Below are 10,905 nucleotides of genomic sequence, written 5' to 3'. Positions count from 1 at the left end.
CCCTTTGCCCCATCTCGGTCAGTTGCGCCCGGTCGCTGCCGATATGGGTCACCTCATGCGCGACGATCAGATGGTGCTCGGCGTCGACGACCATCTGGACATTGTAGCCGACAATGCCCGTGCCCTTGCCGCTGGTCGCCATCGCGCATCCGGATCGGTCAGCGAGATCTGCTGGTCGGGCGAAGCCTCGACCTGTTCGCCCATCTCCTTCAACGACTGCATCTGCCGGCGCAGCCCCGCGATCTTCTCCGTGAGGCGCACGGTCTTGGCTTCGGCCACGTCGTCGTCCTGGTGGTCGGCGCGGTCCAAGGCTGCGAGGTAGCGCGCGATGCTGGCCTCCACCTGCTCGATGCGCTTGGCGACCTTGGCCACGGTGAAGTTCTTGTCGCGGGTGTCGACGGCCTTGAACTTGCTCCCGTTGCGGGCGACGACCGCCCGGGTGAACAGGTTGAGCTGGCGGCACAGGACGACGAACTGCGCACAGGCCGCGCGGATCGCCGGTCCGTTGTCGCGCCGGAAGTCCGCGATCGTCTTGAAGTCCGGCCTCAAGCGGCCGGTCAGCCACATCAGCTCGATGTTGCGCTGCGTCTCGCGCTCTCACCGGCGGCTCGACGGGATGCGATTGAGATAGCCGTACAGGTAGATCTTCAGGAGCGTGGAAGGGTGATAGCCGGGCCGGCCGATCGACGCCGGCGAAACGCCTTCAAAGCCCACTGCACCGAGATCAAGTTCGTCCACGAACACCTCGATGACACGAACCGGATTGTCCTCGGCGACGTAATCCTCAAGGCAATCGGGAAGCAGTGTCGATGGCCGGCGATCCTCGCCTTCCACAAATCGCTTCGTCCCCCGCCCCCGCTGGTCGGCTTCACTCTACCAAATCAACCCGTTTTCACACATTGGGTAATCGCGGAGCGAGTCGCCCTCAGGCCAGATGAGTATTGCATGGAAGTGCGGGTGGTTGTTCCCCGATAAGATGGAGATACGGGCTCTCGACTGGACGCCGGGCCCAAGCATCGAATGGAGAACAACCATGGGTGAGTATATCGGCCTTGACGTGTCGTTGAAAGAGACAGCGATTTCCGTGCGGCGGGACGGCAAGAGGATCTGGCGCGGGCAAATGCCCCTCGGATCCCAACCTGATCGCCGAGGTCCTGCGCAAGCGTGCGCCTGCGGCTCAGCGGGTGGTGTTCGAGACCGGTCCTTTGTCGGTGTGGTTCTATCATGCGCTGAGCGCTGAAGGGCTGCCGGCGATCTGCATCGATGCTCGCCATGCCAAGGCCGCCCTCGACATGGCGCCCAACAAAACCGACGCCAACGATGCCGATGGCTTGGCCCATCTGGCCGAGGTCGGCTTCTACCGCGAGGTGCGGGTGAAGGGATATGACAGCATGCTGATCCGCACGCGGGTGGCCGCGCGGGCCAGATTGATCCAGATCACGACCGAGCTGTCCAACCAGATCCGAGGGCTCATGAGGACGTTTGGGTTGGTCGTGCCACGCGGCAAAGGCGGCACGTTCGAAGCCGAAGTCCAGCGCCTGCTGGCCGGTCAGGAGGAACTCGCTGGGATCATCCTACCGGTGCTGGAGGCTTGGCGCAGCGTGCGCAGCCGTGCCGCCATCCTGGGGCGACAGCTTCTCGCGAACGCGCGGCAGCATGAGGCCTGTCAGCGGCTGATGTCGATCCCCGGGGTAGGCGCGATTACCGCCACCTCGTTCACGGCCGCTATTGAGGATCCTGCAAACTTCAGCAAGTCGCGCTCGGTCGGCGCTTGGCTCGGCCTGACGACCCGGCGCTATCAGTCCGGTGAGGTCGACTATGACGGCCACATCTCTCGGCGCGGCGAGGCTCATCTGAGAGGCCTGCTCTATGAGGCCGCAACCGTAATCCTGACACGCATTCACGCCAAAAGCGATCTGCGCCAATGGGGGCTGATGTTGAGAGAGAGGGTTGGCTTCAAGCGCGCAGCTGTGGCCGTGGCTCGCAAGCTGGCCGTCATCATGCACGCCATGCTCAAATCCGGCGAGCCGTTCACCCGGGTGGTTGGCGCCGCCTGATCCGGAGAGTTCGGATGCGCCTGCCCTGAGGCGTGCTGAGGCGTCCCTGCCGGGACGTGGATGAACCATTCCGCCTAGGCTGTTGCACCGACGCGCCAGCAGGCCCGCAGCGTGCGTTCCACACCTTGGAAGGTTCCCCCGCGTAGGCCCATCACGCGGCGACATTGTCTCGACCGCGAAGACGACACTGCTCCCGGCAAACCACAGCCTCGGCATCAGAAAAGGCCTTGCATTCCAACGAGCGATTAGACGACAGCCTCGACCCAACCCGGAACTTTCCAAAGGGAGGCCCCCGTATCACCGTCAGCACACCGACCCTCGCTGGTTCTGCGAGTGCGTGTGCGGAGAAATCAAGCCCCTAGGGCAATTATAGGTCTCGCTAGCACTGCCACTGACCGGCGGTGTGGCATTGAGGCACGAAACCGCCAATTATGTCAGAATGCGACGTGAGCGGCGCTTTCGGTGGTGAAGCGGGGCAGATATGCTGCGCAAGGCGCGAGAAAAGCTTATGAGAAGGCGGGAATTCATTGGGTTTGCCAGTGGCGCGCTGGCTTTGGCCGCTCCATGGCGCGCGGCTGGACAGGCGGCATCTCGCACTTATCGGATCGGTTTCCTCTCCCCCGGCCAGCTTGCGCCAGTCGATCCGGTGCTCGACGAGCTGCGCCGGCACGGGTTCATCGAAGGTCGAAATCTCACCATCGATCGGCGTGATCGGAATGCCGGATACCAGCAGCTTGCGGCTGCCGCCCTGGAGCTGGTCCGAACCAGCCCCAACGCCATCGTTACCGCCGGTCCCGAGGCAACCCGTGCAGCCCAAGCAGCGACGACGAGCGTCCCGATCGTTGCCATCACCGACGACATGGTCGGTGAAGGCCTGGCCCGCTCCCTGGCGCAACCGGGAGGCAATACGACGGGCATCAGCCTGCTCGCATCGGACCTCGACGGCAAACGTCAGGAACTGCTGATCGAATTCATTCCAGGCGCGCCTCGAATCTCGGTGCTGGCCGATACACGGACCACGGGTCCTCAACGGCTTCAAGCCCTCGCCGAAGCCGCGCGAAGCCGGGGCGTCATCCTTCTGGTCCACCGCGTTGAAAAGGGCGAAGAGATCGGCCCCGCGATCGACATGGCGAAAGCCGAGGCAGCTGCCGCGCTCAACGTCCTCGCCTCTCCGCTGCTGCACGCCTACCGCCACGTCATCATCCGGAAGACCGCCGCACTGCACATCCCCGACATTTACCAGTGGCCGGAGACTGCGCACGAGGGTGGATTGCTGGGATATGGACCGCGTCTCGACGACGTCATGCGGCAACTGGGACGCCAGATCGTCGAAATACTGGGCGGAGCCAGTCCAGCCAATCACCCGATTCATCAGCCCACAAAACTTGCGCTGGCCATTAACCTGAAGACCGCAAAAGAGATCGGCCTCACTATCGCGTCATCGCTGGTTGTTCACGCCAACGATGTGATCGAGTGAGACGGCGTGAGTTCATTGGGGGAGTTGTCGCAGCGATCTAATTTGCCCTCACGCCCCCCGAGTTGAACCCCGTCGAGAACCTCTGGCAGTACCTACGCGGCAACTGGCTCTCAAATCGCGTCTTCGAGACCTACAACGCCATCATCGACGCCTCCTGCCAAGCGTGGATGAACATCCTCGGCAAACCAGAAATCATCACCTCCATCGGCATGCGCGATTGGGCTCACGTCGGACAATCGTTATGACCGCTGGTATGAGTTCGGCATCGCCTCTGGATCAAGGACGAACTCGATCCCAACGAAGAGAAACTACGGTTCCCCGAAATTGACTCGGTTTAGAGCCTGTTGGCGCCTGACCGGCGCGCTGTTCGCACGCTGTGGTCGTAACCGAATCCGTCTTGCGCGCGCCAACGTGCGGATTATCGTGCAAGAGGCGCCCGGCGGGCGCAGGGCAAGGGCCGCCGCGGTGGAGAGCGGGCATGACACAGGCAGCCTACACCTTCACCATGCAGCAGAGCGGCCCGAACGTCATCCTCGAGGGCAGCGGGTCCATCAACCTCACGGGCCTGAGTTTTGGGAGGACCGGCAATTACCCCGAGGGGTTTATTGGGCCTTCTACCGGGATCATCCTGGTCAAAGGCGCGTCCGACTTCTACTCGGGCGTCACGGGCCCGAGCAGCTTCGGACCGGGAGGTCAAATCCTCGCGGAGAATCCCATGGGCGACCCAGTCTCGGTCCTTCCTGGCAATGGTCAGCTGGGCGTTCCGCAGGGCTACGTCTCGGGCGCCTCCCTGCTGAACAACGGCATGATGTTCGCGAACGCGACCTTCGCCTCGCTCGGCGTGACGCCCGGCACCTACGTGTGGACTTGGGCGTCGGGCAGCCTCACCCTGTTCATCGAACCCAGCTGAGATCGGGGAGGCTCACGGGACGCTCCGTAACTCCAGGAAATATCGCCTTGCGCTGCTGTTCGGCGCTGGATTGCCCGGGCTCGCCGCCGCGTCCGCCACTGACTGTCTCAGGCGCGAACAGGCCCTGGTCCGGCAGCCACGAAAAAACCCGCCGGTCGACGGGCTTAACGATAAGGCGACCGATCAGGCGGCCTTCTTGGCGTTCCTGCGGGCGTAGTATCCGCGGATCGCGGCGAGCTGCTTGGCCGAGCGCTTCGGCTTCATGTCGACCACGTCGGCCGTCTTGCGCTGACGGGGCGGAAGCAGGCCAGCCTTGCGCTGCTGCTTGAACCAAAGCTTCCGCGGGATGAAGGGCGTATCGTACTGCTTCCTGGCAGGAGCCGCTGCTTCGATGGGGTTCTCAGCCGGGCGCTCGGACAGAACGCTCAGGAGGGTTCCGGATGAATCCGGTCCGTCGAGATATTCCAGGGAGGTGATGGTCAGCTCGGGATAGGCGGCGACGATCTCGCCGATGCTGTCCGAGTGTTCGGTGAAGAACAATTCGATCATGTCATCCGACTTCCGCACGAGATGGAGGACATTGTTGTGGTCCGCCCAGAGGCTGTCGACGAACCGGGCGGGGCCGGTCGCGGTGAGAACGATCTTCACGCTGGTCGACATTGGCGTCCTTTTCGGGATTTCGAGGTGATTCAGGTCGCCTCAACTTTGTTGGAAAAGCCCGTCCCTTCGGAAAGGACACTCACGACCCGGGAGTGGCAACGAAATCCGGCATTGCCCGTCTGGGGGCTGAGCCCTACTAGGGGATCACGATCAGAGAGTGCTCGTAAGGGAAACCGACCATATGGCGAGATCACCGGACGAAGACGAGGAGCAGGCCGAGAACAGAGGGCAAGTCGGGGCTCCCCAGCTCGACAAGCTCGAAAGGCTCGCGAACGCCGCCAGAACAGCCGCCCAGGCAAAGCAGTGGCGGGCCCGCAAGGATGGCCTACAGGATGAGAGTGAGCCCTCAGAGGTCCGTAATCTCACCCATGATGCAGAAGCCAGGGCGCAAGCTGAGGCGGCGATGCAGAAGATGATGGCGAAGTCGGCAGGCAAACGTAGCAAGCGGTGACGTTTTGACCTGATAAGCCGTTTCCGGTCAGACATCTCGCAGGGTTTGCTCACGCAAACACTAGAAAGCCCGCCCTCACGGCGGGTTCTCTTTAGGCTTCTCTGGCGAGGGGCTGAGGCCGAGAGGGCCCGAGCGCGTCGCCGCTGTCCGGGCCTCTGTTGTCCGAGCGACACAGGAGCACCGGCTGACGCGAGGTACGACCCGTTCCGCACTCAGTGATTTTGCCCGGATAATCCCTCCGACCAGGGCAGACCGACGGTGAGCGGCTAGCGGTCTGGGGCCGCGCGGCGGATGCTCAATTGAACGGTGCGTCGATGAGGGTGTGCAACTCATCGAACTGGCGGCGCAGATCCGCGCTGGCCTTCCAGCCTGCGAGCTCCTCGATCTCGCCCTGCAGGGCCAAGTAGGCGACGTCGAGGATGTAGATCTGGGAGTGGGTCAGGGACACCGGGCCCTGTGTGTCGCGGACCAGCTCAATGACCTTGTCGATCTTCGGGCGTTCGTCCGCATACTTCTCCACGCCGTGGATGAAGTTCAGTGCGCGAACCGAGAGGTCGCTCTGCTCGGAGGTGAAGGAGAGCGCGTAGAGCGTGTTGTCCATGGGATTTTGCCTCGATACGGTTTCGAGGCATCGATAGCGTTAGCTGTAAAGCGAAACTGACGTTAAGCCGCCCATTCCCGAGCTTGAGCGATGGTGAGTTCGCTATGTGTGATCAGGCACGCTTCCTGGGCGTGTGCAGCGCTATTTCTACTGGAAGTCCGGCAATCGGGGGATTGTCGACTACGGCAGCGAAATCGGCAGCCACTCGGGACACGACCGAGGATCCGATGAGTACTCAAGCGATTGGGTATGACACGAAGCTTGCTTGTGCCTGAAAGTGCGCCTGCCGGAAACCATGGAGTATTCGAACATGAGACGCTTTCTCTCGATCGCTCTTTTCACCATGATCTCCGCCAGCCCAACGCTGGCGCAGAACGCACCGAACACGACGCAGGGTGGCGGTCCTGAAATAACCATCCAAAGTACCAAGGGCACCAGAACGGTCAGGGATACGACAGTGCATACTACGCTCAGCGATGGCACGGTGGTCTCGACGTCAAAGGGCACAGACGGCCAACCGAACGGCGGTGCCGGTAGCAGTGGCGGCAATACGCAGGGTGGAGCCACTGGCGCTAGCTATGAAGGCGATTAGAGATTAGAAGCGTAATCTAGAGCGAAATCGCAAACTTCAAATTTACAGTCACGATTGTCGCGGCCGCTGGGGCGGAAATCCGAGCGGCCTGCATTCGTTCCCAGGCCAGCCACTGATCGATTAAGATCATGCCGCTGAGCTGGATTGCCAGGTTATCCGGTGAATGCAGGCTCAGTGTGTCAGGATGACTGCGTTAACGATGGCGCCCATGGCACCGAGCACGCACATCATAGCCACGAAGATCAGACCGTCCCTGGTTGATTTGCTCACGTTCGGCTCGCCCATTCCTGTGGTTATACGGCGATTTCCGGGTTCGTAATCGCCGATTTAAAATTCCACGCGCTCTGCATCACGGGAACGGGCGCAAATCACCATGCGCAACGAAGCGTTGCAGGAGCGGGATCAGGGCCGCCGCCATGCCCTGAGTTAGGTGCATCCGGTTTTCGGTGCCAAGCCAGATGCAAGCCTCTCCGGCAAGACTGCTGTCTTGAATCGAGCACTTGGCCCCATAGCGGTCGGTGAACTCGCCTATGACAAAGCCGCGATCGGTTCTCTTAAGCTCGATCGGCAATGCTTCCTCCTCCTTCAGGTCGAGGGAGTTCGCCTCCGTCATGCCGTGAGTTCTTCTTCTTCGTACTCGTCCCACCAACCCCAGGCTGCTTCCTCGTCCTGGAAGCCGCCCTTAAGGGTATTGCCCTCGTCATCGAGCACCTCGTAAGTGCCGTCTTCGGTGCGAACCACGCGCGTCATCTTACTCTACTCTCCCAGGACGCTTCGGCGGATCTCGGCGAGCGCCGCGAACATCTCTTCCTCGGCCTTTTCAGACCGGTCTATCTCCCGGCGGGCCGTCTCGGTGCCAGGCCGCCACGAGGCGCGGAGCCGGGATTTCATCGCCGTGTCGTGCTTGCGCTCGACCTTGGCGAAGAGTTTGAGCAGTCGCTCATTCTCTCTCGTCTTTTGATTTATGGCCTTCTCAGGGGGTGTCGCCGTATTCATTCCGTAAAACTCAACCCTCTCCATTGGTAAAGACGCTGCCCATAGGTCCACAGCGCATTAGAACGGCCATAGGAGCTCGATGGTCTTCCGGATTCCCGCGACTATGAGCCACCCGACGAGCGGGACTGCGATCCACCCTTCAACATGAAATTTGTTGTGCAGCTTCATCACGAGTCTTTGCTTTGCCATGGGCGCGTGAGTGCCAAGCCTGCTTCCTCACTCGTTGTCTTCGGGCTCGTCTTCCCATTCGTAGTCACAATCGCGGCACACGTATTGACCGCTGCCACCTTGGACCCAGTTGCTGAAGCAATAAGGGCAGTTGCCTAATACTGAGGCCATATTCGCTTTCCACGCTCGTTCCTATATCGGCGGGTTTTGGCGGTCAGCCAGAGCGCGAAATACATCCACCCCGCTCCGAGCGCAAACCATGTGGCGGGATCGGATTTCGCAATCTTTTCAACCACGGTCGACGCCCACGCCCTTCGCCATCAGATCACCCGCCAGCCGCCCGCCGTCATCACCGCGTCGTCGCTCGGATCGTCCGAGTTGGCGAGAGCATCCTCGACATCGGTCTGCCGCAGGATCTCGAAGGCCAGCACGGCAGCCGCCCATGCTTCACGCTCATGCGGGTGCGTTGCCCGGTCGAACCTATATCCCTCACGCACCGAGTAACCCCGCAAAGCGTAGAGCTGTCTCGCCAAGTCATTCGCCTGACGGACGATCTCTTCGTCGCTCATTCCGTCTTGAGTAATCTGATCGTCTACCTTTGCGTCCGTCATCGGTCCCTCGCTATTTTTCCGCGTTCGAGCAGCGCGCCCTCCACCCTCACTCTTCATGCGTCCAACAGCGGTATTGCTCATCCCATTCGCCGGGGTCCATCTCAGAAGGATACATTTCAGCATCCTTGAGATTTTCCTTGCGCCATTTCTCGCGGAACGCCTCGATCCTCTTGATTTCCTCTTGCACCCATTCATCGGGTGTCATCGGTCGCCCTCTCTATAGCTCGCGGTTCGATCCCGCGCCCGCAGTCGATGTCACCGCTTGGTGACGGACGTGCGGAGTTTCTCGAGCGACCGTCGTACAGACAGCCGCAGAGCGAGTATCACCTTCTTATCCATCGGTTAGCCTCTGCCTCGCTGAGGATAGGGGTAGAGCGTCTTGATGATCAGTTCGAGGATCGGCTTCAGGTCGACGACAGTCTTGGCCTTATCGGTCCGGGCGAGCAGATCGCGGCCTTGCAGGATCCGCTTCGCCTCCTGCATCCCGACGCCCATCTGGTCCCGGAGGGCCTTTACTTCGTTCGCGTCCATAGTCTCTCTCGTTCGATGAGGACCTATTTCCTCATGCTGGTGCGCGGGCTGACGCTACTCCAGCTCAACGCAGGGCCGGTTCCCGGATGCCCGCAGGCGCTTCCCCTCGCGGTTCTGCTTTCACCGCCGCCGCGCACCAGCATGAGGAAGCCGTGGTAGCCACCTCCTGGTTCGAAGGCCAGGCGGTCTAGCCGTTGTCGAGGGACGTTACTCGGTCGATCCGAATGGTGACGCGCTGCTCACCGCCGCCGATGCGGTGGGTGATCTGACGGACTATGTGATTGAGCCCCTTTGGGGCCCGATCCAGCACCACATGGTCGCCGGGGCGAGGCGGTATCTCGACATCCTCGATCCACTCCTGCCCTGTATCGTTGTCCCGAAACGTTACGTTCATTTACGTGCCTCCAAGGATCGTGAAGATTACCTTCGGCCGGCTCAGTTACCGATCGCGGTGTAGAGGCCGTTGATCGTCAACGACAAAACGCATGGCGACGATCCGACGGCATGCATTTCGATCCGCCCACCTTTCCACGGAAAGACCCGGAAGGGCTGTCCCGTCTTGGTAAATTCACCGGCGAGGAAATTCCCTCTGGAGGATTTTTCGGCGGTCGCTTCCGCCGAGCAGCGGACCTTGCTGCCGTCGAAGCGATCGGCGACGACGAATTTCAGGGTGTATTTGTTGGCTTTGCCGGGTTTCTCGATTTCGATCCAGCACTGCTCGTTGTTCTTGCAGAAGTCGCCATCGGCTCCCCAGTCGCCGACGAAGAGATTCCGGGCAAGGGCTTCGGTCCCCGAAAATGCGAGAAGTCCGGCGAGGAGGGTTGCGAGCGTCTGATTTTTCATGGGTATTTTTTCCCGATTTAGGAGGATTGACATCCGAGAGTTATTGCGGCCCGAGAGACGAGGTCTCGTGCTCGGGCAGGCTATGGGGATCGCGCTTGCTGTGCGCAGGCTCCTTCGGGAGTGTCCGGACCGATCTCGGTGGCCCAGAGAACCTTCCAGGTCGTATCGAAGGGATGGGTGTCGTGCAACCAGCTGCGGCCCATGCGCAGGGCACTGTTTTCCGATCCCGCATCGAAGACGAGTGCCCCTATGTGGCGGCCCTCTGGGCCATAGAAAACCTTGAATTTCGTCATGCCCAATCCATGCGCCTGTTTCCGAGAGCCGTTAGGCCGCGCGCCGGCGCCGCGTCTGGTTGCGGCCGGAGGCGAGATAGCCGTCGGCAACTTTGACCGCCGCCTGGATGGCGAGCGTGAGGAAATGCTGTTCGACGCGCTCGGGCCAGAAGAACCAGACGGTTCCCTTGCCGTCGTAAGTCGGGTGGCTGAGCGAGAGCGTGAGCAATGGATCCGAGAACCGCGAGCCGCGGCGATCGTGCCGGAGTTGGATCGTGGTCTCGGACACAAACAGGCTGAAGGCACCGTTCGGGGATTTCCGGTTGAAGGATCGGTATTGTCGCTCGCCGTCCTGTGCAGAGGACAGCGAGAATTTGGCTTGGACGAGTACGTCCTCGGTGGACATCGTGAGGTCGCCATGCCGCAGGACGTCGATCGCGGCCCTGGCATCCACTTGGGTTGCGGCACGCCCCTGATCACGACCCGCAATCGAGAGGATGTTGCGAAGCCGGGCTCGTTCCCGGGATCCCTCCTCGGTTCTCCGGAGTGCCTCCATCAGGGACGCGTGGGTATCCTCGCTCCAGCCCGCAAGGTGAAAGCCGATCGGGGCGCTGTTTCCCTCGACGACGGGCCCGATCCTCCAGGTGCCTTCGGAATCGATTGCCTCGAGATAACCGGTGCCAGTCTCATCGACCCAGATGAGGTGCGCGGATGCCGTGGCGGTCATAATTTCTCC

The 10,905-nt window shown here is 61.4% G+C and carries 17 protein-coding genes and 2 pseudogenes; 7 read left to right on the top strand and 12 right to left on the bottom strand.

Annotated features, from left to right (window positions below; all coding sequences use genetic code 11):
• Positions 1–834: pseudogene (locus BN1233_RS41705) on the bottom strand (transposase); the annotation flags it as partial.
• A gap of 199 nt (positions 835–1,033) precedes the next feature.
• Between BN1233_RS41705 and BN1233_RS41700 the strand changes: the two are divergent.
• The 4 genes and pseudogenes from BN1233_RS41700 to BN1233_RS41685 all read left to right on the top strand — a co-directional run bounded on the left by BN1233_RS41700 (position 1,034) and on the right by BN1233_RS41685 (position 4,444).
• Positions 1,034–2,057: pseudogene (locus BN1233_RS41700) on the top strand (IS110 family RNA-guided transposase).
• A gap of 508 nt (positions 2,058–2,565) precedes the next feature.
• Positions 2,566–3,534 (top strand): ABC transporter substrate-binding protein, encoded by a 969-nt coding sequence (locus tag BN1233_RS41695; RefSeq protein WP_046869578.1) that lies wholly within the window; start codon positions 2,566–2,568, stop codon positions 3,532–3,534.
• Between the two features lie 62 nt (positions 3,535–3,596).
• Positions 3,597–3,779: a hypothetical protein gene (locus BN1233_RS41690; protein ID WP_052764148.1), complete on the top strand. Its 183-nt coding sequence runs from the start codon at positions 3,597–3,599 to the stop codon at positions 3,777–3,779.
• 233 nt (positions 3,780–4,012) lie between these two features.
• A complete protein-coding gene (locus BN1233_RS41685) occupies positions 4,013–4,444 on the top strand; it encodes a hypothetical protein (RefSeq protein WP_046869577.1) in 432 nt (143 codons plus the stop codon).
• Between the two features lie 183 nt (positions 4,445–4,627).
• Here BN1233_RS41685 and BN1233_RS41680 read toward each other — a convergent pair whose 3' ends face one another.
• Positions 4,628–5,104, bottom strand: coding sequence for a hypothetical protein (locus BN1233_RS41680; RefSeq protein WP_046869576.1), 477 nt, complete (start codon positions 5,102–5,104; stop codon positions 4,628–4,630).
• 181 nt (positions 5,105–5,285) lie between these two features.
• Between BN1233_RS41680 and BN1233_RS41675 the strand changes: the two genes are divergently transcribed.
• Positions 5,286–5,555: a hypothetical protein gene (locus BN1233_RS41675; protein WP_046869575.1), complete on the top strand. Its 270-nt coding sequence runs from the start codon at positions 5,286–5,288 to the stop codon at positions 5,553–5,555.
• A gap of 295 nt (positions 5,556–5,850) precedes the next feature.
• On the opposite strand, the gene BN1233_RS41670 is transcribed toward BN1233_RS41675, so the two are convergent.
• Positions 5,851–6,156: a hypothetical protein gene (locus BN1233_RS41670; protein WP_046869574.1), complete on the bottom strand. Its 306-nt coding sequence runs from the start codon at positions 6,154–6,156 to the stop codon at positions 5,851–5,853.
• Between the two features lie 310 nt (positions 6,157–6,466).
• Here BN1233_RS41670 and BN1233_RS41665 point away from each other — a divergent pair, with 310 nt between their 5' ends.
• Positions 6,467–6,748, top strand: coding sequence for a hypothetical protein (locus tag BN1233_RS41665; RefSeq protein WP_147707857.1), 282 nt, complete (start codon positions 6,467–6,469; stop codon positions 6,746–6,748).
• Positions 6,749–7,097: 349 nt separating this feature from the next.
• Here BN1233_RS41665 and BN1233_RS41660 read toward each other — a convergent pair whose 3' ends face one another.
• The 7 genes from BN1233_RS41660 to BN1233_RS41640 all read right to left on the bottom strand — a co-directional run bounded on the left by BN1233_RS41660 (position 7,098) and on the right by BN1233_RS41640 (position 9,448).
• Positions 7,098–7,319, bottom strand: a complete 222-nt coding sequence (locus BN1233_RS41660; RefSeq protein WP_197094662.1) for a hypothetical protein — start codon at positions 7,317–7,319, stop codon at positions 7,098–7,100.
• A 38-nt stretch (positions 7,320–7,357) separates the two neighbouring features.
• Positions 7,358–7,498, bottom strand: coding sequence for a hypothetical protein (locus BN1233_RS48110; RefSeq protein ID WP_154678365.1), 141 nt, complete (start codon positions 7,496–7,498; stop codon positions 7,358–7,360).
• Between the two features lie 6 nt (positions 7,499–7,504).
• A complete protein-coding gene (locus tag BN1233_RS41655; protein WP_046869572.1) occupies positions 7,505–7,768 on the bottom strand; it encodes a hypothetical protein in 264 nt (87 codons plus the stop codon).
• 464 nt (positions 7,769–8,232) lie between these two features.
• Positions 8,233–8,523 carry a hypothetical protein gene (locus BN1233_RS41650; RefSeq protein WP_048710496.1) on the bottom strand — a complete coding sequence of 97 codons (291 nt, stop codon included), beginning with the start codon at positions 8,521–8,523 and terminating at the stop codon, positions 8,233–8,235.
• 46 nt (positions 8,524–8,569) lie between these two features.
• The gene (locus BN1233_RS48105; RefSeq protein WP_154678364.1) at positions 8,570–8,728 is read right to left on the bottom strand and encodes a hypothetical protein; all 159 of its coding nucleotides are present in this window, start codon (positions 8,726–8,728) and stop codon (positions 8,570–8,572) included.
• Between the two features lie 137 nt (positions 8,729–8,865).
• Positions 8,866–9,054 carry a hypothetical protein gene (locus tag BN1233_RS41645; RefSeq protein ID WP_046869571.1) on the bottom strand — a complete coding sequence of 63 codons (189 nt, stop codon included), beginning with the start codon at positions 9,052–9,054 and terminating at the stop codon, positions 8,866–8,868.
• Between the two features lie 187 nt (positions 9,055–9,241).
• Positions 9,242–9,448 (bottom strand): hypothetical protein, encoded by a 207-nt coding sequence (locus tag BN1233_RS41640; RefSeq protein WP_046869570.1) that lies wholly within the window; start codon positions 9,446–9,448, stop codon positions 9,242–9,244.
• A 110-nt stretch (positions 9,449–9,558) separates the two neighbouring features.
• Here BN1233_RS41640 and BN1233_RS48100 point away from each other — a divergent pair, with 110 nt between their 5' ends.
• On the top strand, positions 9,559–9,918 hold the full coding sequence (locus BN1233_RS48100) for a hypothetical protein (protein ID WP_147707856.1): 360 nt from the start codon (positions 9,559–9,561) through the stop codon (positions 9,916–9,918).
• Positions 9,919–9,977: 59 nt separating this feature from the next.
• Here BN1233_RS48100 and BN1233_RS41630 read toward each other — a convergent pair whose 3' ends face one another.
• Complete coding sequence (locus BN1233_RS41630; RefSeq protein WP_046869568.1) at positions 9,978–10,190, bottom strand: hypothetical protein; 213 nt, start codon at positions 10,188–10,190, stop codon at positions 9,978–9,980.
• Between the two features lie 31 nt (positions 10,191–10,221).
• A partial coding sequence (locus BN1233_RS41625) for a hypothetical protein (RefSeq protein WP_197094663.1) occupies positions 10,222–10,905 on the bottom strand: 684 nt, incomplete at its 5' end.

It is taken from the genome of Microvirga massiliensis (assembly GCF_001006805.1).
Classification (GTDB): Bacteria; Pseudomonadota; Alphaproteobacteria; order Rhizobiales; family Beijerinckiaceae; genus Microvirga; species Microvirga massiliensis.
Note: the sequence above shows the minus strand (reverse complement) of the source record. Positions and strands in the feature narration are given on the sequence as shown.

Bases quoted from the DNA above. Each gene is read 5' to 3' on its own strand.
- BN1233_RS41680 (WP_046869576.1), bottom strand. From the start codon at position 5,104: ATGTCGACCAGCGTGAAGATCGTTCTCACCGCGACCGGCCCCGCCCGG.
- BN1233_RS41695 (WP_046869578.1), top strand. From the start codon at position 2,566: ATGAGAAGGCGGGAATTCATTGGGTTTGCCAGTGGCGCGCTGGCTTTG.
- BN1233_RS48105 (WP_154678364.1), bottom strand. From the start codon at position 8,728: ATGACACCCGATGAATGGGTGCAAGAGGAAATCAAGAGGATCGAGGCG.
- BN1233_RS41630 (WP_046869568.1), bottom strand. From the start codon at position 10,190: ATGACGAAATTCAAGGTTTTCTATGGCCCAGAGGGCCGCCACATAGGG.
- BN1233_RS41655 (WP_046869572.1), bottom strand. From the start codon at position 7,768: ATGGAGAGGGTTGAGTTTTACGGAATGAATACGGCGACACCCCCTGAG.
- BN1233_RS41665 (WP_147707857.1), top strand. From the start codon at position 6,467: ATGAGACGCTTTCTCTCGATCGCTCTTTTCACCATGATCTCCGCCAGC.
- BN1233_RS41650 (WP_048710496.1), bottom strand. From the start codon at position 8,523: ATGACGGACGCAAAGGTAGACGATCAGATTACTCAAGACGGAATGAGC.
- BN1233_RS41640 (WP_046869570.1), bottom strand. From the start codon at position 9,448: ATGAACGTAACGTTTCGGGACAACGATACAGGGCAGGAGTGGATCGAG.
- BN1233_RS41645 (WP_046869571.1), bottom strand. From the start codon at position 9,054: ATGGACGCGAACGAAGTAAAGGCCCTCCGGGACCAGATGGGCGTCGGG.
- BN1233_RS41685 (WP_046869577.1), top strand. From the start codon at position 4,013: ATGACACAGGCAGCCTACACCTTCACCATGCAGCAGAGCGGCCCGAAC.
- BN1233_RS41675 (WP_046869575.1), top strand. From the start codon at position 5,286: ATGGCGAGATCACCGGACGAAGACGAGGAGCAGGCCGAGAACAGAGGG.
- BN1233_RS48100 (WP_147707856.1), top strand. From the start codon at position 9,559: ATGCATTTCGATCCGCCCACCTTTCCACGGAAAGACCCGGAAGGGCTG.
- BN1233_RS48110 (WP_154678365.1), bottom strand. From the start codon at position 7,498: ATGACGCGCGTGGTTCGCACCGAAGACGGCACTTACGAGGTGCTCGAT.
- BN1233_RS41670 (WP_046869574.1), bottom strand. From the start codon at position 6,156: ATGGACAACACGCTCTACGCGCTCTCCTTCACCTCCGAGCAGAGCGAC.